At 72.3% G+C, this 23,637-nt stretch carries 21 protein-coding genes; 15 read left to right on the top strand and 6 right to left on the bottom strand.

Annotation, left to right across the window (positions count from 1 at the left end; translation table 11 throughout):
- Positions 1-55: 55 nt before the first annotated feature.
- On the top strand, positions 56-232 hold the full coding sequence (locus ACH35V_RS20175; protein ID WP_395974307.1) for a hypothetical protein: 177 nt from the start codon (positions 56-58) through the stop codon (positions 230-232).
- Between the two features lie 40 nt (positions 233-272).
- Here the strand turns inward: ACH35V_RS20175 and ACH35V_RS20170 are convergent, their stop codons facing one another.
- Positions 273-866, bottom strand: a complete 594-nt coding sequence (locus ACH35V_RS20170) for a GNAT family N-acetyltransferase (RefSeq protein ID WP_395974305.1) — start codon at positions 864-866, stop codon at positions 273-275.
- Between the two features lie 229 nt (positions 867-1,095).
- Between ACH35V_RS20170 and ACH35V_RS20165 the strand changes: the two genes are divergently transcribed.
- Complete coding sequence (locus tag ACH35V_RS20165; RefSeq protein WP_395974303.1) at positions 1,096-1,947, top strand: bifunctional methylenetetrahydrofolate dehydrogenase/methenyltetrahydrofolate cyclohydrolase; 852 nt, start codon at positions 1,096-1,098, stop codon at positions 1,945-1,947.
- Between the two features lie 194 nt (positions 1,948-2,141).
- Here ACH35V_RS20165 and ACH35V_RS20160 read toward each other — a convergent pair whose 3' ends face one another.
- A complete protein-coding gene (locus tag ACH35V_RS20160; protein ID WP_395974301.1) occupies positions 2,142-2,852 on the bottom strand; it encodes an FHA domain-containing protein in 711 nt (236 codons plus the stop codon).
- A 310-nt stretch (positions 2,853-3,162) separates the two neighbouring features.
- Between ACH35V_RS20160 and ACH35V_RS20155 the strand changes: the two genes are divergently transcribed.
- The 7 genes from ACH35V_RS20155 to ACH35V_RS20125 all read left to right on the top strand — a co-directional run bounded on the left by ACH35V_RS20155 (position 3,163) and on the right by ACH35V_RS20125 (position 14,099).
- Entirely contained in the window at positions 3,163-3,732 is a 570-nt protein-coding gene (locus ACH35V_RS20155; protein WP_395974300.1) for a DUF3017 domain-containing protein, read from the top strand.
- Positions 3,733-3,825: 93 nt separating this feature from the next.
- Positions 3,826-5,043: an NADP-dependent isocitrate dehydrogenase gene (locus ACH35V_RS20150; RefSeq protein WP_395974298.1), complete on the top strand. Its 1,218-nt coding sequence runs from the start codon at positions 3,826-3,828 to the stop codon at positions 5,041-5,043.
- Between the two features lie 302 nt (positions 5,044-5,345).
- Complete coding sequence (locus ACH35V_RS20145; protein WP_395974296.1) at positions 5,346-6,335, top strand: malate dehydrogenase; 990 nt, start codon at positions 5,346-5,348, stop codon at positions 6,333-6,335.
- Between the two features lie 225 nt (positions 6,336-6,560).
- The gene (locus ACH35V_RS20140) at positions 6,561-6,863 is read left to right on the top strand and encodes a trypco2 family protein (protein ID WP_395974294.1); all 303 of its coding nucleotides are present in this window, start codon (positions 6,561-6,563) and stop codon (positions 6,861-6,863) included.
- Positions 6,841-9,516, top strand: coding sequence for a tetratricopeptide repeat protein (locus ACH35V_RS20135; protein WP_395974292.1), 2,676 nt, complete (start codon positions 6,841-6,843; stop codon positions 9,514-9,516). Before ACH35V_RS20140 ends, ACH35V_RS20135 begins: the two co-directional genes overlap by 23 nt.
- Before the next feature lie 118 nt (positions 9,517-9,634).
- Positions 9,635-11,428 (top strand): HSP90 family protein, encoded by a 1,794-nt coding sequence (locus tag ACH35V_RS20130; RefSeq protein WP_395974290.1) that lies wholly within the window; start codon positions 9,635-9,637, stop codon positions 11,426-11,428.
- The gene (locus tag ACH35V_RS20125) at positions 11,415-14,099 is read left to right on the top strand and encodes a hypothetical protein (protein ID WP_395974288.1); all 2,685 of its coding nucleotides are present in this window, start codon (positions 11,415-11,417) and stop codon (positions 14,097-14,099) included. Before ACH35V_RS20130 ends, ACH35V_RS20125 begins: the two co-directional genes overlap by 14 nt.
- On the opposite strand, the gene galK is transcribed toward ACH35V_RS20125, so the two are convergent.
- Together galK and galE are read right to left on the bottom strand one after the other, a co-directional pair.
- Complete coding sequence (gene galK / locus ACH35V_RS20120; protein WP_395974741.1) at positions 14,086-15,240, bottom strand: galactokinase; 1,155 nt, start codon at positions 15,238-15,240, stop codon at positions 14,086-14,088. The genes ACH35V_RS20125 and galK overlap by 14 nt on opposite strands.
- A complete protein-coding gene (galE, locus tag ACH35V_RS20115) occupies positions 15,237-16,190 on the bottom strand; it encodes a UDP-glucose 4-epimerase GalE (protein WP_395974286.1) in 954 nt (317 codons plus the stop codon). The genes galK and galE overlap by 4 nt, the downstream gene beginning before the upstream one ends.
- Positions 16,191-16,272: 82 nt before the next feature.
- Here galE and ACH35V_RS20110 point away from each other — a divergent pair, with 82 nt between their 5' ends.
- Genes ACH35V_RS20110 through ACH35V_RS20095 form a run of 4 tightly spaced genes read left to right on the top strand, consistent with a single transcriptional unit; the run spans position 16,273 to position 20,111 of the window.
- On the top strand, positions 16,273-17,277 hold the full coding sequence (locus tag ACH35V_RS20110) for a hemolysin family protein (RefSeq protein ID WP_395974284.1): 1,005 nt from the start codon (positions 16,273-16,275) through the stop codon (positions 17,275-17,277).
- Between the two features lie 18 nt (positions 17,278-17,295).
- Positions 17,296-18,429, top strand: coding sequence for a tryptophan--tRNA ligase (trpS, locus tag ACH35V_RS20105; protein ID WP_395974740.1), 1,134 nt, complete (start codon positions 17,296-17,298; stop codon positions 18,427-18,429).
- A complete protein-coding gene (locus ACH35V_RS20100; protein ID WP_395974282.1) occupies positions 18,419-19,018 on the top strand; it encodes a 2'-5' RNA ligase family protein in 600 nt (199 codons plus the stop codon). The genes trpS and ACH35V_RS20100 overlap by 11 nt, the downstream gene beginning before the upstream one ends.
- Before the next feature lie 46 nt (positions 19,019-19,064).
- On the top strand, positions 19,065-20,111 hold the full coding sequence (locus ACH35V_RS20095; RefSeq protein WP_395974280.1) for a YhjD/YihY/BrkB family envelope integrity protein: 1,047 nt from the start codon (positions 19,065-19,067) through the stop codon (positions 20,109-20,111).
- Here ACH35V_RS20095 and ACH35V_RS20090 read toward each other — a convergent pair.
- On the bottom strand, positions 20,081-20,533 hold the full coding sequence (locus ACH35V_RS20090) for a nuclear transport factor 2 family protein (RefSeq protein ID WP_395974278.1): 453 nt from the start codon (positions 20,531-20,533) through the stop codon (positions 20,081-20,083). The genes ACH35V_RS20095 and ACH35V_RS20090 overlap by 31 nt on opposite strands.
- Here ACH35V_RS20090 and ACH35V_RS20085 point away from each other — a divergent pair.
- On the top strand, positions 20,523-20,651 hold the full coding sequence (locus ACH35V_RS20085) for a hypothetical protein (protein ID WP_395974276.1): 129 nt from the start codon (positions 20,523-20,525) through the stop codon (positions 20,649-20,651). The two genes, ACH35V_RS20090 and ACH35V_RS20085, sit on opposite strands and share 11 nt — an antisense overlap.
- Positions 20,652-20,719: 68 nt before the next feature.
- Here the strand turns inward: ACH35V_RS20085 and ACH35V_RS20080 are convergent, their stop codons facing one another.
- Positions 20,720-21,958 (bottom strand): D-alanyl-D-alanine carboxypeptidase family protein, encoded by a 1,239-nt coding sequence (locus ACH35V_RS20080; protein ID WP_395974274.1) that lies wholly within the window; start codon positions 21,956-21,958, stop codon positions 20,720-20,722.
- A 512-nt stretch (positions 21,959-22,470) separates the two neighbouring features.
- Between ACH35V_RS20080 and ACH35V_RS20075 the strand changes: the two genes are divergently transcribed.
- Positions 22,471-23,637 (top strand): glutamate--cysteine ligase, encoded by a 1,167-nt coding sequence (locus ACH35V_RS20075; RefSeq protein ID WP_395974272.1) that lies wholly within the window; start codon positions 22,471-22,473, stop codon positions 23,635-23,637.

Here is a 23,637-nt window from a genome sequence, read left to right as displayed (position 1 = left end):
CCATGACCTTCCCCCGACCCACCCCCCGGCGCGGGCGAATCCGTGTGGAGGCGCGATGGATCTGCTGATGTCCCTCATGCTGGTCGTGGTGTACCGGGCGGACATGCTGCTGATGGAGTCGCGGCAGGTGATCGGCCTGCTCGCGGCCGTCCTCGCCGCGATGCTCGCCGCCCAGCTCGGCTGGCACGGGACGGACCGCATCCTCGCCTGGCGCGAGCGCTCCGAAGACTGAGACCGCGCCCGGCTCGGCGCACTCGGCGCACTCGGCGCACTCAGCGGAGTCTGGAGCGGAGCGCCTCCGCCGCCGCGGGCCAGTCGTCGTCCGTCATCGCGTAGGTGGCGGAGTCGCGAATCGACCCGTCCGCCCGGATCCGGTGCTTGCGGTGGACGCCCTCGAACGACGCGCCGAGCCGCTCGATCGCCGCCCGCGACCGCTCGTTCCGGACGTGGGTGTGCCAGCCGACCCGGATCGCCCCGAGGTCGTCGAACGCGCGTCCCATCAGCAGCAGCTTCGCCTCGGTGTTGAGGCCCGACCGCTGCCACCGCGACCCGAGCCACGTGTATCCGATGCACAGCCCGCGGTGGGACGGAGCGATCTCGTAGTACGACGTCGTCCCGGCGACCTCCCCGGTCGCGGCGTCGATCTGCGCCCACGGCAGCCGCAGTCCCCGCTCGTGCTGCGCGAGCGCGTTGTCGACCAACGTCCGCATTTCTTCGAGGGTCGCGGGCTGCCGCTCGCTCATCCACGTCCATACCCCCGGGTCCTTGGACGCGGCGAACAGGCCCTCGGCGTGCTCAGCTGTCAGGGGCTCCAGCCGCACGTATCGCCCGGTCAGGACGGGCCGCTCGAACCATGCGTCGCTCATGCGGATCACGCTAGGAGCAGGCCGGCGGTGTCCGGCAGGGCCACTTTCCGCCGTTTTCCGCGAACCACTCCGACGCCGTCCCATGACCATTTCTCCGCGCGCACGCCGGATAGCATGGGCTTTCACGCGACTGGCGCGGTCAAGGTGGATCACCACCGGGGAGCGAACGACAGTCCGGACACCGCGCGCCTGGGTGGACGGGACCATCCCATTCCCCGCGGAGGAACGCATGACGGCACAGATTCTGGACGGCAAGGCCACGGCCGCCGAGATCCGCTCGAACCTCAAGGTCCGCGTCGAGGCGCTCCGCGACCGCGGCGTGACCGTCGGCCTCGGCACCGTCCTCGTCGGCGACGACCCCGGCAGCCATTCCTACGTCAACATGAAGCACCGCGACTGCGCCGAGGTCGGCATCGAGAGCATCCGCCGCGACCTGCCCGCCACCGCCACGCAGGACGACGTCGAGCGCGCCGTCGCCGAGCTGAACGCCGACCCTGCCTGCACCGGCTACATCGTCCAGCTCCCGCTCCCGAAGGGCCTGGACGAGCAGCGCGTGCTGGAGCGCATCGACCCGTCCAAGGACGCCGACGGCCTGCACCCCACGAACCTCGGACGGCTCGTCCTCATGCAGCCGGGCCCCCTCCCGTGCACGCCGAAGGGCGTCATCGAGCTGCTCCGCCGCTTCGACGTCCCGATCAAGGGCGCCGACGTCACCGTGGTCGGCCGCGGCATCACGGTCGGACGCTCGCTCGGCCTCCTCCTCACCCGCCGCACGGAGAACGCGACCGTCACCCTCTGCCACACCGCGACCCGCGACCTGGCGGCGCACACCCGCCGCGCCGACATCGTCGTGGCCGCCGCGGGCGTCCCCGGGCTCATCACCGCCGGCATGGTCAAGCCGGGCGCGGCCGTCCTGGACGTCGGCGTCTCCCGGGTAGACGGCAAGCTCGCGGGGGACGTCGCCGACGACGTCCGCGAGGTCGCCGGCTGGGTCGCCCCGAACCCGGGCGGCGTCGGCCCGATGACCCGAGCGATGCTCCTGGCCAACGTCGTGGAAGCCGCCGAACACCAGCCCGCCTGACACGCAACCCACCCCACCCGACACGCAGGCCCGCCTAACACGTGTGAGAGGGCCGCCATCAGCACCCTAATGGCGGCCCTCGTCCAACGCTCCCGCCGGACGGGGCCGCGCCGTCACTTGCGCGGCCCCGCACCGGCCGGTTTCAGCGATCGCCCTCGAAGTTCGCGCTGCCGGAGGGCGATCGCGCCTTCAGTTCAGCTGGCCCTCCGTCCCGCCGCGCTGGGTGCGCGGCCCGGCCCGGTGACGTGCGCGTGGGCCGCGCCCGCCCGCCGGGTCTCGGCCGTGCCCCGGACCCCGGGGACCCGCCCGTCCATCGGGGGGCGGCCCTGCGGGACGTGCACCGGCGGCAGCGGCCGGACGAGGCCCATCGCGATGACCTCGTTGGCGAGCCGCGTGCGCCGGTTGGCGCCCTCGGGGATGCGGAACTTCTGGTAGAGGCGCAGCAGATGCTGCTTGACGGCCGCCTCCGTCACCACGAGCTCTCCGGCGATGTCGCGGGCCGTGGCGGGGGCCACGAACGCCTCGTCGGACAGGGCGGGACGGCAGAGCGAGGTCAGCACGTCGACCTCGCGGCGGGTGAGCTCGGGTGCGACGGCCCGGCGCAGCTCGACGTCCGGGTCGACCTCCTCACGGGGGATGCCCCCCATCCGGCAGCGCGCCGTGCCGAAGCTCACGACGTCGCCGTCCTCCAGGACACGGCGGGCGATCGGCCGGCCGTTGACGCGGGTCCCGTTGCGGGACAGGCCCATGTCCACCACGTAGACGTACGGACCGCGTCGGACGATCTCTGCGTGCAAACGGGACACACTCGGGTCGTCGAGGCGGATGTCGACTCCTCTCCCTCTCCCGACCGTCGTAACGTCGGGGCGCAGCGGCACCACCAGCCCGCTGTCCTCGATCCGCATGAACGGCCCCTCCACGGCAGTCCTCCCAGCTAGTTAGCGACCCCTGTCTGCCGGGTTACCCGGGCGCGTTGCCGTCACACCCTCCTACTGGCGAGTAGGACCGATGGCGCAGGGGATTCGGGCCTCTCCGGCATCACCCGCGTCCCACTCGTCCCAGCCCCGGCCGCCGGACCGCACCGCACCGGACCTGCGGGTGCGCGGGATGGGACCTGCGGGTGGGCGGGCGATCGGGGAGCGGAGCGGGCGCCGGCGATCGCGTGCGCGGACGACGATGTCGTGCCGCGATCCGATTCCCTATACCGTGAAGCCCATGAGCACCGAGGTGCGTAGGCGCAGGCGCAGGGCGCCGAGCCGCCGCGGGGCCGCGCCGCACTGGCTCGCGCAGCTCCCGTACCTGATCGTGCTCAGCGGCGTCGGCGCCGGGCTCACGCTCTGCGCCTTCAACTACTTCCGCAAAGGCTCCGGGCTGATGGCGGCCGCGCTGCTGCTCGGGGCGCTGGCGCGGCTCCTGCTGCCGGAGTCCCAGCTCGGGCCGCTCGCCGTCCGCAGCAGGTCCATCGACTGCTGGACGCTCGTGATCCTCGGCGAGATGGTCGCGTTCGTCTCGCTGAGCGTCCCGCCGATGAACAAGCCTGGCCTCGCCCTCGCGGGCGCGTTCGGCGTGCTGATCCTGCTCGCGATGGTGGCGCGCGGCGTGCGGCTCCTCATCGCGGGCCGCCGGGACGGCCCGCCGCCCTCGCCCGGCGCCCCGGGACCGCCCGGCGCGTCCGCTCCGCCCGGCCCGCCCGCTCCGCCTGGCCCGCCTGGCCCGTCCGGCCCGTCCGGACCTGCGGGACCGCCCGGCGCGCGGCCGGGACCGCCCGGCCCAGGCCAGGTCTAGACCTCAAGACCGCCTCGGCTAGCCTTGCCAGTTGAGCCTTACAAGGTCTGAGTCTTTAGAGCTGGCCAGGTGTAGGAAAGGGACAGCAACAGCATGCCCAAGATCAAAGTAGCGGGCCCGGTCGTCGAACTCGACGGCGACGAAATGACGCGGATCATCTGGAAATTCATCAAGGACCAGCTGATCCTGCCCTACCTCGACGTCGACCTGAAGTACTACGACCTGGGGATCGAGCACCGTGACGCCACGGACGACCAGGTCACCGTCGACGCCGCCAACGCCATCCGGGAACACGGCGTCGGCGTGAAGTGCGCGACCATCACCCCCGACGAGGCCCGCGTCGAGGAGTTCGGCCTGAAGAGGATGTGGCGCTCCCCGAACGGGACGATCCGCAACATTCTTGGCGGCGTGGTGTTCCGTGAGCCGATCATCTGCTCCAACATCCCCCGCCTCGTCCCCGGCTGGACGAAGCCCATCATCATCGGCCGCCACGCCCACGGCGACCAGTACCGCGCCACCGACTTCGTCGTCCCCGGCCCCGGCAAGGTGACCATCACCTACACGCCGCAGGACGGCAGCGCGCCGATGGAGTTCGAGGTCGCGGAATTCCCCGGCGGCGGCATCGCCATGGGCATGTACAACTTCGACGACTCGATCCGCGACTTCGCGCGGGCGACGATGCGGTACGCGCTGGAGCGCGAGATGCCGCTGTACATGTCCACGAAGAACACGATCCTGAAGGCCTACGACGGCCGGTTCAAGGACATCTTCCAGGAGATCTACGAGTCGGAGTTCAAGTCCGGTTTCGAGTCCAAGGGCCTCACCTACGAGCACCGGCTCATCGACGACATGGTCGCGGCGGCGCTGAAGTGGGAGGGCGGGTTCGTCTGGGCCGCCAAGAACTACGACGGCGACGTCCAGTCCGACACCCTCGCGCAGGGGTTCGGCTCCCTCGGGCTGATGACGTCCGTCCTGATGACCCCGGACGGCAAGACCGTCGAGGCGGAGGCCGCGCACGGCACGGTGACCCGGCACTTCCGCCAGCACCAGCAGGGCAAGCCGACGTCGACCAACCCGATCGCGTCGATCTTCGCCTGGACCCGCGGCCTCGAACACCGCGGCAAGCTCGACTCCCAGCCCGAGGTCATCGACTTCGCCCAGAAACTGGAGCGGGTCTGTGTCGAAACCGTCGAGGCGGGCCAGATGACCAAGGATTTGGCGCTCCTCGTCGGCGACTCGACACCTTTCTTGACGACGCAGGGTTTCCTGGAGGCCCTGGACACCAACCTCCAGAAGAAGATCAACGGCTGATTCGTAGCTGTTAGCATTCGAGCACGTACTCCCTGTGCATGTAGGGATGATCCCTCCTGTGTGGTCAGGAATGGGGTTTCGTTTCTGTGCTCCCCGCGCACGCGGGGTTGGAGGCCGTCCCGGGAGTCCCCGGGGCGGCCTTCGGTGTGTTTGGGGGGACGGGGGCATGCCGGGTGGTGCACCTGGCGGGTGGCGGGTAGGGGGTGCGCGATAGCCTGAGCCCCGGAATATCTCGATAGCGAGAGAACCCGCGCGGCGGCGGGCCGGCGGCTCAGAATCCAGCAGGAGAGAAGAAGAAGGCAATGACGCGCACCCCAGTCACCGTTACCGTCACCGGCGCCGCGGGCCAGATCGGCTACGCGCTGCTGTTCCGCATCGCGTCCGGGCAGCTCCTCGGCGCGGACGTACCCGTACGCCTGCGGCTGCTGGAGATTCCGCAGGCCGTGAAGGCCGCCGAGGGCACCGCGATGGAGCTGGACGACTGCGCGTTCCCGCTGCTGTCCGGCACCGACATCTTCGACGACCCGACCAAGGCGTTCGCGGGCGCGAACGTCGCGCTGCTCGTCGGCGCCCGGCCCCGGACGAAGGGCATGGAGCGCGGCGATCTGCTGGAGGCCAACGGCGGCATCTTCAAGCCGCAGGGCGAGGCGATCAACGCGGGCGCGGCGGACGACGTCAAGGTCCTGGTGGTCGGGAACCCGGCCAACACCAACGCCCTCATCGCGCAGCAGCACGCGCCGGACGTCCCGGCCGAGCGGTTCACCGCGATGACGCGCCTCGACCACAACCGCGCCCTCGCGCAGCTCTCGAAGAAGACGGGTGTGTCGGTCGGCGACATCCGCCGGATGACGATCTGGGGCAACCACTCGGCGACGCAGTACCCGGACATCTTCCACGCGGAGATCGCCGGGAAGAACGCGGCCGAGACGGTCAACGACCAGGGCTGGCTGGAGAACGACTTCATCCCGACCGTCGCCAAGCGCGGCGCGGCGATCATCGAGGCGCGGGGCGCGTCCTCGGCCGCGTCGGCCGCGTCCGCGGCGATCGACCACGTGCACACCTGGGTGAACGGCACCGCCGACGGCGACTGGACGTCGATGGCGGTCGTGTCGGACGGCTCCTACGGCGTGCCCGAGGGCCTGATCTCGTCCTTCCCGGTCACCACGAAGGACGGGAAGTGGGAGATCGTCCAGGGCCTGGAGATCGACGGCTTCTCGCGCGGCCGGATCGACGCGTCCGTCGCGGAGCTGTCGGAGGAGCGCGAGGCCGTCCGCAAGCTCGGCCTCATCTGACCCCCATAGCTTGAGCGACTGACCCCATAGCCTGAGCGACGAGCCTCGGACCCTGCCGGTCCGGGGCTCGTTCGCGTCCGCCGTGCCGCCGTGAATTGGCCTTCTCTGGCCGTATGTCTCCGAGCCGTTCCTCTGGGTGACGGAGGTCGTGGAGGATCGCAACGCGGGCGTCCGGTCGCCGGAACGCTGCGCGCCCTCAGCGAATTGCGGATACAGGGGGAATTCATGGGTGAACTCGGACTTGCCGAAAGCATCGCCGCGCTGCGGGCCGAGTTAATGGAGGCTTTGGAGGCCGGGAAGGACGCGGAGTTCGGTTTCGAGGTCGGCCAGATACAGCTCGAATTCCATGTCGGAGTCACGCGGCAGGCCGGGGGATCGGGCAAGGCGAAGTTCTGGGTCCTTGAGCTGGGCGGCGACGGTTCTTACCGGCGGGAGGAGATCCACCGCGTCACGGTGACGCTGGAACCGCCGCGCGACGATGACGGCCGTCCGGTCAAGGTGACCCGTGGTCTCCCGAACAAGCCCTGACGGGTCCGGGCTCACGCACCGCGCCGTCGAGGTGCTGCGCCTCAGCCACGGCGGCGGGTGGAACGTGGGCTCCGGCTTCCTGGTCGGACGGCAGTGGGTGCTCTCGGCGGCGCACAACGTCCTGGACGCCGCGGTCCTGCTCGTCCGCCGGGTGGACGAGTCGGAGCATCCGGCCGAGATGGTCATGGTGGACGAAATCGGAGACGTCGCCCTGCTGGCCGTGCCCGGGGACGCCTCGCTGGCCGACCTGCCTCCGGTCCGTTTCGCCCGTGTCGACCGGTCCCGGGTGGCCGTGATCGACGAGTGCTGGACGGTCGGCTTCCCCAGGTGGAAGGAGCGCAAGGGGCAGCCGGGGTCGGCCCCGCAGCGGGAGAGCGCCCAGGTGGACGGTGAGATCCCGACGGGTTCCAACCTGCGCACGAGCCTGCTGGAGTTGCGCGGCCGGTCGATGCCCCGCTCGTCCGGCGGCCGAGGTTCGAGTGAATGGCAGGGGATGTCCGGGGCCGTCGTGTTCGCCAGAGGTCCAGCGGGCAGGGCGTACGCGGTCGGCCTGGTGACGGAGCACCACGCTCCGCAGGGCAGCTCGGTGCTCACCGTCGCCCCGCTGGACCGCTGGGCGGACGCCACGCAGCGCACCCCCTGGGGACGCGAACTCGGCCTCGGCGCCCTGATCGATCTTCCGCGCCCGGACGACGCCGCCGCGTTCCCGTCCGGCCATATGAACCTGCGCAGGTCGCTGCCGGACTTCACCGACCGGGACGAGACGATCGAGGAGGCGAAGGCGCTGCTCACCGACCGGCTGACCGAGACCTGCCCGCTCGTCGTCCTGCACGGCATGGCCGGGGTCGGGAAGACCGAGCTGGCCAACGAGATCGGGCACCGGCTCGCCGCCACGTTCACGCATGCCAGGATCCGGGTGGACGTCGCCGCGGCCGCCACCGCGGACGCGGCCATGGTCGAGGTGCTGGCCGAGTTCGGGCTGTCCGGCGACGAGTTGCCGCGCGACCCCGCGAAGCGCCGCCGCGAGTACCAGTCGCGGTTGCGGCAGGGCCCCAGCCTGCTGCTGCTCGACAACGTGTCCGAGGCGCGGCAGGCCGGCCCGCTCCTGCCCGAGTCGCCCGGCACGGCCGTGATCGTGACCAGCCGGACGACGCTGGCCTCGGTGGACGGCGCCGACCGGCTCCGCCTCGACCCGCTCCCGGACCCCGACGGGCTCCGCCTGTTCGAGCGGATCGTCGGCGCGGGGGCGGTGGACGCCGACCGGCCGTCCGCGAACAAGATCGTCCAGCTGCTGGCCGGGCTTCCGCTGGCGATACGGATCGCCGCGGCCCAGCTCGTGATGAGACGCGGATCGCTGGCACGCTACCTGTCGGACCTCATGGACGAGACCCGGCGGATATCTCGCCTCGAAGGTGAGGACAGGGGAGTGCGCAGCAGCTTCGAACTCAGCTACCGGTCCCTGCGGCCCGACACGGCGCGGCTGTTCCGCCGGCTGGGCGTCCTGCCGGGCCGGGACTTCACCGCCGGGGTGGTCGCGCGCACCGGCGACGTCGGCGACGAGGACGCCGAGCGCATGCTCGGGGAGCTGATGGACCGGCATCTGATCGAGGTCGCGGGCGAGGACCGCTACCGCCTCCACGACCTCCTCCGGCTGTACGCGAAGGAGCGGATGGCGGACGAGGAGTCGCCGTCCGACCGGCGCGACGCGTTCCGGCGCTCGCTGAGCTGGTACGGCGACCTCCTGCACGAATGGATGTCGCGGCCCGGTGCGCACGAGCAGCCTCCGGCCGAGGCGATCGCGTGGTTCGCGCACGAGTCCCTCAACGTGCAGGCGGGCCTCCGGGCGGCAGCGGACGCCGAGGAGCACGAACTCGTCGTCAGGATCGCGGAATCGCTCTACGGCCTGCTCTTCTACCGCGCCCATTGGGAGGAGATGGAGGCGGTCAAGGACCTCGCCGTCCGGGCGGCGCGGCACGTCGGGGACGCCCCGGCCGAGCTCGGATCGCTGGTCCACCTCGCCGAGGCGCGCCGGATCCTCGGGCGGCCGACCGAGGCGGTGCCGCTCTACGAGCGTGCGCTGGACGTGGTCCGCTCCATGGACGATCCGGGTAAGGAGGCGTGGGTGCTGACCCATTTCGGCGACTTCCAGTGCGATCTCGACCGTCCTGAGCAGGCCCTGGAGCGCTATGCCGAGGCGCAGGCCATCTTCCAGGCCCGCGACGACGCAGGAGGCGAGACGTGGCTGGCCGCGCACATCGCCGACGCGCACCGCCAGCTCGGGCAGCACGCGGACGCGGCCCGCGTCCTGGAGCAAACGATGGCGACGGCCGAGCGGCGCGGCGACCGCGAGGGGGTCGTCTGGTGCGCATGGCACCTGGCGCTGGCCTACGACGGCCTCGGCCGTTTCGCCGACGCCGAGGAAGTGCTCGGACCGGCCATCGACTTCCATCGCGAGATGCGGAACAAGGCCGGGCTGGCGACGATGCTGTGCATTCTGGGCGACGTCCACCGCCATGCCGGACGTCTTTCCGACGCTCGCCCGGCCTACTCCGAAGCACTGGATCTGCTCATCGAGATCGACGCTCCCAGCAGGGTCCGCGAAGTGCGGGAACTCCTCGCGAGCCTTCCCCGGGACGGCGGACACCGGCCGTAGCAGGACCACCTGCTTCTCTCCGCGGCGCCCGCCCGTCCAAGCGCGCAAATGATCTGTGGACGGCGGTATCGGTCGCTAGGGTGTGATCGCTCGTAAAGGTGATCGGGGAGGCGTCTCGGTGGCAGAACAGGCATTTCAGGTCGACCTGCGCGGCGTGGTGGATCTGCTGAGCCGCCATCTCTACGCCAGCCCGCGGGTCTACCTGCGCGAGCTGCTGCAGAACGCGGTCGACGCGATCACCGCGCGGGGTGCGATCACGGCGAACGGTGAAGGCGGCCGGGTCGAGATCGAGACCGGTGGCGGGACGCTGCGCGTCCACGACGACGGGATCGGGCTCACCGCCGACGAGGTCCACACGCTGCTCGCCACGATCGGCAGGTCGTCCAAGCGGGACGAGCTGGGCTTCGCGCGGCACGACTTCCTCGGCCAGTTCGGGATCGGGCTGCTGTCGGCGTTCCTCGTCGCGGACGAGATCGAGGTCGTGACCCGCTCCGCGAAGGGCGGCGACGCAATCCGCTGGACAGGGCTGTCCGGTGGCAGTTACCGGGTCGAGCCCGCCGAGCGCGATCAGCCCGGGACGACGGTCTCGCTGCGGCCGCGTCCGGGGTCGGCGGAGCTGCTCAGCCCGCCGGTCGTCGCCGACCTCGCCCGCACGTACGGGTCGCTGCTCCCGGTCGACCTGACCGTGGACGGCGTGCCGATCACCGCCGGCGGCCCGCCCTGGCAGGTCGCCCACCCCGACCCGGCGTCCCGGCGGCGGGCCCTTGAGCAGTACTGCGAGGACCTCTACGGCTTCACGCCGTTCGACGTCGTCGACCTGGACGTGCCGGAGGCCGGGCTGACGGGCGTCGCGTTCGTCCTGCCGCAGCCGGTGTCCCCGGCCGCGCGCGCCGCGCACCGCGTCTACCTGAAGCGGATGCTGCTCGCCGAGAACGTCGAGAAGCTCCTCCCCGAGTGGGCGTTCTTCGCCCGCTGCGTCGTGGACGCGGGGGAGCTGCGCCCGACCGCGAGCCGCGAGGCGCTCTACGAGGACGAGCTGCTCGACTCGGCCCGCCAGGGTCTCGGCGACGTCCTGCGGCAGTGGCTGGTCCGGCTCTCGGAGACTGACCCGGGACGGCTCCGCGCGTTCCTGCGGCTGCACCAGCTCGGCGTGAAGGCGATGGCCCTGCACGACGACGAGATGCTGCGGATCGTGGACCAGTGGCTGGAGTACGAGACGTCCGCCGGGCCGATGACGCTGCACGAGTTCCGCCGCCGCCACCCGGACGGCCGGTTCACCCCGAGCGTGGACGAGTTCCGGCGGCTGTCGTCGGTGGCGGGCGCGCAGGGCGTCGGCCTCGTCAACGGCGGCTACGTGCACGACTCCGAGATCATCGAGCGGCTGCCCGCGCTCGACCCCGACATCCGCCTGACCAGGCTGGACGCGGCGGAGCTGACGACCACGTTCGGCGTCCTCGACCCGGCCGCGGAGCTGCGGCTGCGCCAGTTCCTCGCGGCGGCGCAGCGGGCGGTGGAGCGGCTCGGCTGCGAGGTCGTGGTCCGCGAGTTCGATCCGGCGTCGCTGCCCGCGCTGTATCTGACCAGCCGCGACGCGCAGTTCCGGGAGGAGCTGGCGCGGGCGCGGGAGGAGGCGGACGAGCTGTGGGCCGACGTCCTCGGCGCGGTCAACGCCACGACGGGCGTCGACCGTCCGCAACTGGTGCTCAACCACCGCAACCCGCTGGCCCGGCGCGTCACCTCGCTGACCGACGACGGCCTGGTGGAGCTGGCCGTCCAGGCGCTGTACGGGCAGGCGCTGCTGCTCGGCCACCATCCGCTGCGGCCCGCCGACACGGCGGTGCTGAACCGTTCGTTCATCGGCCTGCTGGAATGGGCCGTCCACTCCCCGGAGGCCCCCAGTGAGCACGGATGACGTCTATGCGCTGATGGCGCGGTCGCAGGAGCTGCCGTACGGCGAGGCCAAGACGGTCCTGGTCGAGGACGCGCTGCGCCGCGCGGAGGCGACGGGCGACGAGGTGCTGGCGTTCCACGTCCGGGTCCGGCTGACGGACGCGTACCGGTACGGCGGCGAGCCCGTGAAGGCGTTCGCGACGTTCAGCCGGACGCTCGCCGAACACGACCGCGACCCCGGCCGCTACGACGAGACGCACGGCCTGCTGTGGCAGATGAAGGCGATCGTCAGCTCGCTCACGCTGTTCCCGGAGATCCCCCTCGACCGGACCTACACGGTGCTGGACGACATGGAGCGGCGCTACAAGGCGGGCGGCCACAGCCTCCAGGCGGTGTACCACTACCGCAACGTCGTGGCGCGGCACGTCGGCGACGGCTCGGCGGACGAGTGGTACGCGAAGTGGCGCGCGGCCGAACGGGACGCGCTGTCCGACTGCGAGGGCTGCGACCCGACGGGCATGGCCCGCCATCTCGTGGAGGCCGGACGGCACGAGGAGGCGTTCGAGATCGCCGCGCCGGTGCTGAACGCGACCCTGACCTGCAACGAGCAGCCGCAGTCGATCCAGACCGCGATGCTGCCGGTGTACCTGCGGACGGGCCGCGCCGAGCAGGCCGCGGACGCGCACCGCCGCGCCTACCGGGTGCACCGGGCCCGCCTCGCCGACCTGAGCGACGTCGCCGAGCACCTGGAGTTCTGCGCGATCACGGGGAACGAGGCGCGCGGGCTGGAGATCGTCCAGCGGCATCTGGGATGGCTGGACCGGGCGCCGAGCGTCCACGCGGAGATGGAGTTCTGCGCGGCGGCGGCGCTCGTCCTGGGACGGGTCGCGGCGGCGGGGCACGGGGACGCGACCGTCCGGCGTCCCGCGGCGGACGGCCGCCCGGCGGCGGACGTGCCGCTGCCCGGCCTGCGCACCGAGCTGGCCGAGCGCGCGACGGAGCTGGCGGGCCGGTTCGACGCCCGCAACGAGACGTCCCACCAGGGCGACAGGGTGCGCGCCGTCCTGGCGGCGGAGCCGGTCGCCGAGTTCGTGCCGCTGGCCGCGCACCACCGCCGTCCGGCCCTGGCGCAGGCCCCGGCCGCGCCGCCGCGGCCCGTCGCGGACGCGGACGGCGACCTGGCCGCCGAGAACGACCTCGACACGCTCCTCGACATCGCCGACCGGCGCCGCACCCGCCGCGACATGCCCCGCACGCTGGCCGCGTGGCGGCGGTTCGACGTCCTCGCGGAGACGACGGAGCCGACGCCGCTGCAGAAGGCCCGCCGCCTGGACGGCAAGGGCGTCGAGCACGCCGTCGCGGACGAGCGCGAGGCCGCCGCCGAGTGCTGGGAGGAGACGTACCGGCTGTTCGGCGAGCTGGGCGACGAGACGCGCCGGCACCGGGCGCTCGGCCGCCTCGGCGCGATGCACGCCCGCCTGGACGACCCGCGCGGCCTGGACGAGATGATCACCGCCGCCGGGTACTTCACGAGCAACCCGACCGGCGAGGGCGACGCCACCGGTTCGCTGCTGCGCCTCGCCACGGCGTACGTGGAGCTCGACCGTCCCGCCGACGCGCTGGCGACCCTCGACCGGGTGGACCCGGACGACGATCCCGACAGCGCCGGCGAGCTGTGGTTCCTGCGCGGGCAGGCGCTGCTGATGTCCGCCGACGCGGACGGGGCGTGCGCGGCGCTGCGCCGATCCGTCGACGCCGCGCGCGCGTCCGACGACCCGGAGCAGGTCGCCCCGCCCGCCCTCCTCCTCGCGCGGACGCTGGCGAGGATGGAGAGCGGCCCGGACGACGAGGTCATCGCCCTGATCGACGAGGGGCTCGCCGCGCTGTCCGGCCCGTCGCCGATGCGGGCCGCGGCGCATTCCGAACGGGGGCTCGCGCTCCTCGCGCTGGACCGTCCGGCCGACGCCGCCGCCGACCTCGCCGAGGCCATCGCGGGCTGGACGGCCGAGGGCCTGCACGAGCAGGCGATCCACCTACGCATCGACCTCGCCGCCGCGTACCTGTCGACGGGCCGCCACCTGGAGGCCGCCGAGACCGCCGAGGAGGCGCTTCCCGCGCTCACGGCGCCCGGCGACGCCGAGGCGGAGCGGCGCTGCCGGCTGATCCTCGCGCACGCGCAGAAGGAGCTGGGCGAGGAGGACGCCGCCGCGTCGTTCACGTCCCTCGCCCAGGACGCCGCGGGCGAAGGGCGCCACGACGCCGTCGCGCACTTCCTCAACGAGGCCGCCGACGTCCTGACGAACCTCGACCTGGACGGCCAGGCCGCCGAACGGTACGCGGAGGCCGCCGAGGCGTACGAGAAGGCGGGCGACCCGTACGGCGTCGTCCGCACCCGCCGCCGCCGCGCGATGTCCCTGCTGTGGACGGGCGACGCCGACGCGGCGGTGACCGTCGCGGACGCGGCCCGCGCCGCGCTCGCGGGCCTGCCGCCGGACAACGAGCCGGCCCGCGTCTGGGAGACCGCGCTCGTCTCCTACGACCAGGCCCGCATCCTCGCCCAGGTGGGCCGCCTGCCGGAGGCGGCGTCGGCCGCGTCCGCCGCCGTGGACGGCTTCACGGCCCTGGACCAGACCGACCCCGCCGAGGAGGCCGCCAGGCTCCGCGACGACATCACCGCGGCTATGGAGCGGTGACCCGCGCCGCCCCACCGGACGGGACGGCGTTGAGGAACTCCGGCGCCGTCCAGCCGCGCTTGGCGTAGGCGGCGACGATCGCGTCCCGGACCCGGTCGACTCGTTCGGCAGGCGCCAGGACGATCACGGAGCCGCCGAAGCCGCCGCCGATCATCCGCCCGCCCCGCGCGCCCGCCCGCAGCGCCGCGTCGACGGCGGCGTCGGCCTCGGGCCAGGAGACCTCGAACTGGTCGCGCAGGGACAGGTGCGACGCGTTCAGCATCGCGCCCAGCTCCGCGACGGCCCCGGCGCGCAGCAGCCCGACCGTGGCCTCGACCCGGTGGTTCTCCGTCACGACGTGCTGGACGCGGCGCCGCAGCACGGGATCGCGGAGCGTCCCGAGCGCGCCCGCGAGGTCTTTCACGTCGCGGAGCGCGGCCATGCCGAGCAGCGCCGCGGCCTCCTCGCACTCGGCGCGCCGCCTGCCGTACTCGCCGCCGGTCAGGGCGTGCGAGGCCCGCGTGTCGGCCACCAGCAGCGCCAGCCCGGACGCCGCCGGGTCGAACGGGACCCGCGCCGACAGGCCGCTGCGGCAGTCGAGCATCAGCGCGTGCCCGGCCTCGCACAGCAGGGACGCCGACTGGTCCATCGGCCCGCACGGCATGCCGACCTGCTCGTTCTCGGCGCGCTGCGCCAGCCGGGCCAGCGCCGGACGGTCGATCTCCACGCCGTGCAGGTCGCAGAGCGCCAGCGCCGTCGCGCACTCCAGCGCGGCCGACGACGACAGCCCCGCCCCCTGCGGCAGATCGGAGTCGATCAGCAGCGACGCGCCGCCCGCGCCGCGCTCCCGCAGCACCCGCGCTACGCCGACCGGATACGCCGCCCACGCCCGCCCGGACGGCCACCCCTCGGACACGACCGTCCCGCCGTCGACGGGCGCGGTCACGACCCCCTCAGCCTGGTGCGAGCGGACCTCGATCACGCCGTCGTCCCGCCGGGCCGCGGCCACCGAGACGCCGAGCGGCAGCGCGAACGGCAGCACGAGCCCGTCGTTGTAGTCGGTGTGCTCGCCGATCAGGTTGACCCGTCCGGGGGCGTGCCAGACGCCCTCAGGCTCCCGCCCATAGGCCGCCGCGAAGCCGGCCCTGAGCCGGTCGCTCATCGCGACCGCAGGAAGGTCCACGCGTCGTCGACCATGGTGCGCAGGTCGCGCTCCGGCTTCCAGCCCAGCTCCGCCTGGATCTTGTCGGACGAGGCGACCAGCACGGCCGGGTCCCCGGCGCGGCGCGGCGCGGTCTCCGCCGGGATCTCGCGCCCGGTGACCTCGCGGCACACGTCCACGACCTCCTTGACGGAGTTGCCCGTGCCGCTGCCCAGGTTGAAGATCTGGTGCGTGCCGGGCGCGCAGGCGTCCAGCGCGAGCAGATGGGCCCGCCCGAGGTCGGTCACGTGGATGTAGTCGCGGACGCAGGTGCCGTCCGGCGTCGGGTAGTCGTCGCCGAACATCTTCACCGCCTCGCCGTCCCCCTGCGCGATCTTCAGCACGTTCGGGATCAGGTGCGTCTCCACGGTGTGCCGCTCGCCGAGCCGCCCGTACGCGCCCGCCACGTTGAAGTACCGCAGCGACACCCCGCCGATGCCGTGCAGCCGCGCGTACTCGGCCAGCGCCGTGTCGATCGCCAGCTTGGACGCCCCGTACGGGTTCGTCGGACGGGTCGGGTCGGTCTCCAGGATCGGCGTCGACTCCGGCTCGCCGTAGACCGCGGCCGTCGAGGAGAACACGATCCGCGGGACGCCCGCCAGCCGCATCGCCTCCAGCAGCGCCAGCGACTCGCCGAGGTTCTTGTCCCAGTACAGGCCCGGCTTCTCCACCGACTCGCCCACCAGGGACTTCGCGGCGAAATGCAGGACGGCGTCGAACCCGGCCCCGGCCAGCACGTCCGCGGCCGTGTCCCGCAGCGTCCCGCGCACGAGCCGGGCGCCCTCCGGCACCGCGTCCTCGTGCCCGGTGGACACGTCGTCCAGCACGACGACCTCGTGCCCCGCCTCCAGGAGCAGGGCGGAGACGACACTGCCGACGTAGCCTGCGCCTCCGGTGACGAGCAGCTTCACGAACGGACCTCCAAAAGGGCGACACTGTGACGGCGGGGTCAGACCAGGCTATCCGGAACGTCGAACGGGGAAGGGGGAACCCATGGACCGGACGCCGTCCCGGCCGCCGTGGGGGCTCGCGCGCCCGCTGGTGTGGCTGCTGTCGAGCTCTACCAACCTTGTCGTGCGGCTGTCCGGCGGCGACCCCGGCGCGCTGCGCGAGGAGCTGACTGCGGAGCGTATGCGGGCCCTTGTGGCCGAGAACACGCAGCTCACCGCGGACGAGCGGAAGCTGATCGGAGAGGTGTTCGCGGCGGGGGAGCGGCCGCTGCGGGAGGTCCTCGTCCCGCGCACCGAGGTGGTGTTCCTGGACGCGGCGCTCCCGCTCACCGCCGCCGCCCGCCTGGCCGCGGGCAGCCCGCACTCCCGGTTCCCCGTCTGCCGCGAGTCCCACGACGAGGTGATCGGCTTCGTCCACATCCGCGACCTGCTGGCCCCCGACCCGCCCGAGAAGGACGGGCCGGTGGGCGATCTGGTACGCCCGGTGAAGTTCCTGCCGTCCTCGAAGCGGGTGCTGCCGGCGCTGTCGGAGATGCGCCGCGAGGGCTGCCACCTGGCGATCATCATGGACGAGTACGGCGGCGTCGCCGGGATCGTCACGATGGAGGACCTGCTGGAGGAGCTGATCGGGGACATCCGCGACGAATATGATGTCCAGGACGCGCAGGCACGGCGCCTGCACGGCGGCGTGGTCGAGGTCGACGGCCTGCTCAACCTGGACGACTTCGCCGCCGAGACCGGCATCCGGCTCCCCGCCGGGCCCTACGAGACGGTCGCCGGGCACATCATGGCGGCGCTGCGCCGCGTGCCCGCCGAGGGCGACTCGGTGGAGGCCGGCGGCCACCGCCTCGCGGTGGCCCGGATGGACGGGCGGCGGGTGGCCCGCGTGCGCGTCACCCCGCGGGCGACGCCGCAGGCCGTCGCGGCGATGCCCGCCACCCCGTCCGCGACCCCGCGGGCGGGCACCGGCGACATCGCCGCCGCCGGGAGCGCCGCCGAGGCGGCCGCCGGCGGCGCCACCCGCGGTGGAGCCCCAGGCGACACCTGAGAGAATCGGTCCGTGCACATGCCCGAAGCGTCCAGCCCAGCAGCAGCGTCTAGCCGGTCTCAGCAGACGGGCGGGGTCGTCAGGCCCCGCGTGCTGTCCGGCATCCAGCCCACCGCCGACTCGTTCCACCTCGGCAATTACCTGGGCGCATTGCGGCAGTGGGTCGCCATGCAGGACACGCATGACGCCTTCTACTGCGTGGTCGACCTGCACGCGATCACCGTCGAGCACGACCCCGCGGTGCTGCGCCGCCGGACGAAGGCCGCCGTCGCGCAGCTCCTCGCGATGGGCCTGGACCCCGAGCGCGCCACCGTCTTCGTGCAGAGCCACGTCCCCGAGCACGCCGAGCTGGCGTGGGTGCTCGGCTGTATCACCGGGTTCGGCGAGGCCGGGCGGATGACCCAGTTCAAGGACAAGTCGTCCAAGCAGGGGACGGGCGGCACCACCGTCGGGCTGTTCACCTACCCGATCCTTCAGGCCGCCGACATCCTCCTCTACACGCCCGAGCCGGGTGAGGGGGCACAGGCCGTTCCGGGGGGTGTGGGGGGTCGCCCCCCCACAGGAGAACGCGCGCTGCGCGTGCCCGTCGGCGAGGACCAGCGGCAGCATCTGGAGCTGACCCGCGTCCTCGCGCAGCGGTTCAACCACCGGTTCGGCGAGACGTTCGTCCCGCCCGAGGCGCACATCCCGCAGGGCGCCGCGAAGATCACCGACCTGCAGGAGCCCGACGCGAAGATGAGCAAGTCGGCGTCCTCCCCGCAGGGGATCATCGACGTGCTGGAGGAGCCGGGCCCGATGCGCAAGAAGATCATGCGCGCGGTCACCGACACCGGCTCCGACGTCGTCTACGACGAGGAGAAGAAGGCCGGGATCACCAACCTGCTGCGGATCTACGCGGCGCTGGACGGCGCGTCCGTCCAGGAGCTGGAGCAGCGCTACGCGGGCTCCGGCTACGGGCAGTTCAAGAAGGACCTCGCGCAGCTCGTCGTCGACACGTTCACGCCGATCAGGGAACGCACGCTGAAGCTGCTGGACGACGAGCGGCAGCTCGACCGAGTCCTCGCGCTGGGCGCCGAACGCGCGTCCGGGGTCGCCGCGCGGACGATGGAGACCGTCCGCGACCGGGTGGGATTCGTGGGACGTGGTCGCTGACCGCCCACCCCACGACGCCGCCGCGGAGGGCCCCGGGGAGGCGCCCTCCGCGCGCGCGGACCGGCCGGCGCCCGGGGTCCGCGCGATCGGCGTCGCCATCCCGATCCCCGACCCGCACGGCGCGCTGCTGCAGGCCAAGCGCGCCTCGTTCGGCGACCCGCTCGCCACCGCGATCCCGACGCACATCACGCTGCTCCCGCCGACCGAGGTGCACGAGTCCTCGCTGGACGTCATCGAGGACCATCTGCGGGAGATCGCCCGAACCGAGGAGCCGTTCCAGATCAAACTCCGCGGAAGCGGAACGTTCCGACCGGTGTCCCCGGTCGTGTTCGTCGCGCTCGCCGAAGGAATCGGCGGCTGTGAACGCGTCCAGGCGAGGGTTCTGTCGGGGCCGCTCGCCCGGCCGCTGCCGTTCCCGTACCACCCGCACGTCACCATCGCCCACCACCTGCCCGACGACGTGATGGACAAGGCGTTCAAGGAGCTCGCGGGCTACAGCGCCGACTTCGACGCGTGGGGTTTCTCGCTCTACGAGCACGGCCTGGACGGCGTGTGGCGTCCCCAGCGCGACTTCGTCTTTACCGGCTGATTACCGTCCGCCGCATCGACTGACCGTGAGTGGGTACGCACCGTACATGCGGCAGGTGATCAACAGGGTCCGGCGGGGGAGCGAGGCCCTGTTCGGCCGCGGCGAGGGCCTCCTCCGGGACGCGCGCGGACGCTGGGCCTGGCTCGACCACCACGCGCGGGCGTTCAGCCGGTACCGGGAGCGCCGCGGCGACCGGCTCGCCGCCGCCCTGACCTGCTACGGCTTCCTGTCGTTCTTCCCGCTGCTGGCGCTGGCGTACTCGCTGCTCGGCTACGTCGTCGGCGTCAGCGCGGAGGCGCGCGACTACTTCGTCCGGGCGGTGAACTCGCTGCTGCCCGGCCTGTCGGACCAGCTCCGGGTCGAGGAGATCGCGCAGTCCAAGACGACCGTCGGGGTCATCGGACTGGTCGCGCTGCTGGTCACAGGGCAGGGGTGGGTGCAGGTCCTGCGCGAGGCGCTCCGCGACATGTGGGGCAACGAGCCCGGCGGCGGCGGGAACTACGCCGTGAAGCGGCTGTGGGACGCCGCCGTCCTGGCGTTCCTCGGCGCGGTGCTGATCTGCGGGATGGCGGTCTCGACGGTCACGACGTCCGCCACGCACAACGTCCTCGGCTGGTTCGGGCTGCAGGACGTCACCGGCGCGGGAACCGGGCTGCGGCTGCTGTCCCTCGGCTGCGCGACCGCGTTCAACACCGTGGTGTTCCTGGTGCTGTTCACGCGGCTGTCGGGCACCCGGGCGCCGTGGCGGCGGATCTTCCGCGGCGCGCTGTTCGGGGCCGTGGGCTTCGAACTGCTCAAGCTGATCGCGACGCTGCTCATCGCGCGGACGACGGCGAACCCGGTCTACGGCGCGTTCGCCGTCCTGGTGGGGCTGATGGTGTGGATCAACATCGTGTCCCGGTTCACGCTGTTCGTCGCCGCGTGGACGGCCACCCGCCGCGTCGTCCTCACCGCCGACGCCGACAACCCGGAGAAGGCCCCGCCGCCCGACGCCGACGAGCCCGCTCAGCCTGCCGAGCCCGCTCAGCCCGACGAGCCCGCCAAGCCCGCGCGGCCGCCGGTTCAGGACCAGAAGGCGTCGTCGGCGTACTGATCCTCCGCCAGCGTGCGGATCTCGGTGATCTTCCCGTCCTCGATGCGGAACAGGTCCACCGCGCGCCCGTCCAGGACGCGTCCCGGATGACCCGGACGTTCGGCGTACGTCTGGACGAGCGCCGCGCCGTACTCGTCGTTCGCCATCACCGCGTACGGCTCGGCGCGGAACGTCCCGCCCGACAGCTCGAACAGCCGGACGTAGAAGCCGAGGACCTCCTCCGCCGTCCGGTACTCGCCGCACAGCGGCCCGCGCCCCGGGACGCGGTGCACGACGTTCTCGGCGAGCAGCCCCCGGATGAAGGCCGTGTCGCCCTTCGCGAAGGCCGTGTAGCCGTCCTTCAGCAGGGTCACGTTCGGATGTTCACTTGTGCGGTCGCCGAACACGGACGCACCGGCCATGGAGACCTGCATGTCGGACATGGCGCGCTTCCTCCTGCGGCACCGGTCCGCCGTCTCCTGCGGCAGCGGCGAGGCCACCGGCGCCACCGCGAGCGTAAGCCCGCTCGCGCCGCCAGACCAGCGTCCCGGAACGCCCTGAGCGAACCTTTACCACCGGCCCGGGCCACCCGCCCGGGCCACCGCTCCGGACACCTGCTCCGGCATGCTTCAGCGGGACTCCAGGCGGCGCCGCCGCCGCAGGACGACGAAGAGAACGGCGATGGCCAGCAGCGCGCCCACCGTCCCGCCGCCGACGAGCAGCCACATGCGGGACGTGTCGTCCGACGCCAGCGGAGCGTCCGGCAGCACGCCGTCGGCGGCGGCGTCCTTCTCGCCCGACCTGGGGTTGCCGGGGGCGACGAGCGCGCCCACCGGCTCGACCTTGCCGCGGGCGGCGAAGCCCCAGTTCAGCAGCTCCGTCGCGTACTCCGACGGCGGCTGGTCGGCCTTCATCAGCGAGATCACGATCGTGTGCCCGCCGCGCTGCGCCTGCGCGACGAAGGTCTGGCGGGCCGCGATCGTGTAGCCGTTCTTGCCGCCGAGCATGCCCGTGTAGGAGTGCCGCTCGCCCGGCAGCATGCGGTTGTGGGTGTGGATCGGGTACCCGCCGACCTTCTTGCCCTTCTTGCGCTCCTGCTTCGTCGGCGGCGCGGGGAACTTGTGGTCGATCGCCTGCATGTACCGGCGGTAGGCGGGGTTCTTCATCCCCTCGCGCAGGATCAGCGCCAGGTCGTACGCGGACGTGTGCTGGGTGCGGACGCTCAGCCCGAGGTCCTTGTCCAGCCCGTTCGGCGACCCGGCGACGGTGTCGCGGGCGTTGATCCGCTTGGCCTCGGCGTTCATGTCGGCGAGCGTTTTGCGCATGCCGCCGTGCGCCTCCGCGAGCGTCACCGACGCGTCGTTGGCCGACATCATCAGCATCGCGTGGAACAGGTCGGAGACCTTGTAGCGCATCTTCGGCGTGAGCCCCACCTTGGTGCCCTCGACGTTGCAGGCCGTCTGCGACGGCCGGACGAGCGCGTTCGGGTCCAGCTTGGGGATGAGGGTCAGCGCGGTCAGCGTCTTGATCGTGCTCGCCGGCAGGTACTGGCCGTGCGGGTCCTTGGCGGCGAGGACGTCGCCGGTGTCGGCGTCCGCGACGAGGTACGAGCCGGCCTTGATCTTCGGCAGCGCGGGGACGCCTGGCGCCTTGTTGAGGACGATCCCGCGCCCGGCCAGCTGCGGCCCGCCGACCGTTTCCTCCGGCGACGCCCCGGACGGCCCGGCCAGCCCTGTCGGCGGGGGCGCGGCTGTCGCCGGGGCGGCGATGAAGGCGGGTCCCGCGGCGAACGACGCCGTGGTCAGCGGTACTGTGATCATCGTCAGGGCGCGGCGGACGCCGGTCCGCTCTCGCCACTCTGCTCGCAAGCTTCCGACGCTCCTCGATCCCGCGGAAGCCCGATCGCTCCCGACGCGCGTACGCGTGACGCCCATGACTCCCCCGAAGACTAGGCGACGTATCCGGCGAAGGGGTACCCAGACGCGAACACGGCAAGCACGGTACGTACGCGACGCAGGGCGCACGCGGGAGCACCCGGGAGCACGGGGGACGCCACGGTATGTAAGGGACGACCGCTATCGGTTACAGGCTGTCATCGACGGTATTTTGGGACGGACTGACTAGTTCGATCGGATGGTGCCGCAGACAAGATCAATGACCGAAAGGTAGGGGCTCCGCGTGCTCGGCGACCGTCCGCATGAGTCAATTGACCCGCAAAGGGCATGGACAGCGGGCAGCGCGGGAACCGCGGACGCCATCATGGAGCGAACACGTGAACACGTGACCTGGACCGGCGTTTGTCCAGGCTTAGGGACCCGCTGGCTTGAATTGCGCCACGTGCCACGCAACGACCTGCAAGGATTGTGGACGGAGGTTGGCCGTGGCCATTGACTTCAACGCATCGGACGGGGCGACGCTCGGCGTCGAGTGGGAGATCCAGCTCGTCGATGCGGAGACGAGGCACCTGCGGCAGGACGCACGCGAGGTGCTCGCCGCCCTGCCGTCGCTCAGCCTGGACGGGGAGAACCCGCCGGTCCGCCACGAGCTGATGGAGTCGACGGTCGAGGTCGTGACCGGCATCTGCCACACGGTCGGCGAGGCCAAGGCCGACCTGACCGGGACGCTCGCCGCGCTCCGCACCGCCGCCGCCGACCGCGGCCTCGCGATCGCCTGCACCGGCACCCATCCGATCAGCGACTGGCGGGACGCGGTCATGGCGCCGATGCGGCGCTACGCCGAGCTCATCGAGGAGATGCAGTGGCTTGCGCGGCGCATCCAGACGTTCGGCGTTCACGTCCACGTCGGGGTCTCCGACGGTGACAGGGCGATCCCGATCGTCAACGCGCTGTCCTCCTACCTTCCGCATTTCCTGGCGCTCACCGCGTCCAGCCCGTTCTGGAGCGGCAGCGACACCGGGCTGGCGTCGTGCAGGGCGGTCGTCTTCGGCCAGCTGCCGACGGCCGGTCCTCCCCACTTGCTGGACGACTGGGCGGCGTTCGAGGATTACATGGACACGCTCTTGCGTTCTGGGACTATCCGGAGCATCAAGGAAGTCTGGTGGGACATCCGTCCGCATCCCGACTTCGGCACCGTGGAGATCAGGATGTTCGACGGCATCCCGACCCTGCGCGAGGTCGGCATGGCCGCGGCCCTCTGCCAGAGCCTGGTGACGCTGTTCGAGCAGCAGCTCGACCGCGGCTACACGCTGCCCCGCCCGGCCGCCTGGGTGGTGCGCGACAACAAGTGGCGCGCGACCCGGTACGGGCTCGACGCCATCGTCATCACCGACGACAGCGGGCACACCGCGCCGCTCCGCGACGACCTGTACGAGCTGATCAGGGAGCTGGAGCCGGTCGCCGACCGGCTCGGCTGCGCCGAGGAGCTCAAGGTGGCCGGCGAGGTCCTGGAGCACGGGGCCCCGTACGAGCGCCAGCGCGCCATCCGCGCCGACGGCGGGACGCTGGAGAACATCGTCGACGCGGCGATCGTCGAGCTCGCGGAGGACAGGTTCGTCACACTGGGGGAGGTCGCACATGCCGGCGCCTGA

Origin of the sequence: Actinomadura sp. 1N219, assembly GCF_044326405.1 — a bacterium.
Taxonomy (GTDB): domain Bacteria; phylum Actinomycetota; class Actinomycetes; order Streptosporangiales; family Streptosporangiaceae; genus Spirillospora.
This window is presented reverse-complemented; position numbering and strand designations above follow the sequence as displayed.

Coding starts and splice junctions, on each gene's coding strand:
- ACH35V_RS20090 (WP_395974278.1), bottom strand. CDS start 20,533: ATGTCCGACATGCAGGTCTCCATGGCCGGTGCGTCCGTGTTCGGCGAC.
- ACH35V_RS20145 (WP_395974296.1), top strand. CDS start 5,346: ATGACGCGCACCCCAGTCACCGTTACCGTCACCGGCGCCGCGGGCCAG.
- ACH35V_RS20175 (WP_395974307.1), top strand. CDS start 56: ATGGATCTGCTGATGTCCCTCATGCTGGTCGTGGTGTACCGGGCGGAC.
- ACH35V_RS20095 (WP_395974280.1), top strand. CDS start 19,065: ATGCGGCAGGTGATCAACAGGGTCCGGCGGGGGAGCGAGGCCCTGTTC.
- ACH35V_RS20160 (WP_395974301.1), bottom strand. CDS start 2,852: ATGCGGATCGAGGACAGCGGGCTGGTGGTGCCGCTGCGCCCCGACGTT.
- trpS (WP_395974740.1), top strand. CDS start 17,296: ATGCCCGAAGCGTCCAGCCCAGCAGCAGCGTCTAGCCGGTCTCAGCAG.
- ACH35V_RS20155 (WP_395974300.1), top strand. CDS start 3,163: ATGAGCACCGAGGTGCGTAGGCGCAGGCGCAGGGCGCCGAGCCGCCGC.
- ACH35V_RS20150 (WP_395974298.1), top strand. CDS start 3,826: ATGCCCAAGATCAAAGTAGCGGGCCCGGTCGTCGAACTCGACGGCGAC.
- ACH35V_RS20085 (WP_395974276.1), top strand. CDS start 20,523: ATGTCGGACATGGCGCGCTTCCTCCTGCGGCACCGGTCCGCCGTCTCC.
- ACH35V_RS20140 (WP_395974294.1), top strand. CDS start 6,561: ATGGGTGAACTCGGACTTGCCGAAAGCATCGCCGCGCTGCGGGCCGAG.
- ACH35V_RS20165 (WP_395974303.1), top strand. CDS start 1,096: ATGACGGCACAGATTCTGGACGGCAAGGCCACGGCCGCCGAGATCCGC.
- galK (WP_395974741.1), bottom strand. CDS start 15,240: ATGAGCGACCGGCTCAGGGCCGGCTTCGCGGCGGCCTATGGGCGGGAG.
- ACH35V_RS20170 (WP_395974305.1), bottom strand. CDS start 866: ATGAGCGACGCATGGTTCGAGCGGCCCGTCCTGACCGGGCGATACGTG.
- ACH35V_RS20110 (WP_395974284.1), top strand. CDS start 16,273: ATGGACCGGACGCCGTCCCGGCCGCCGTGGGGGCTCGCGCGCCCGCTG.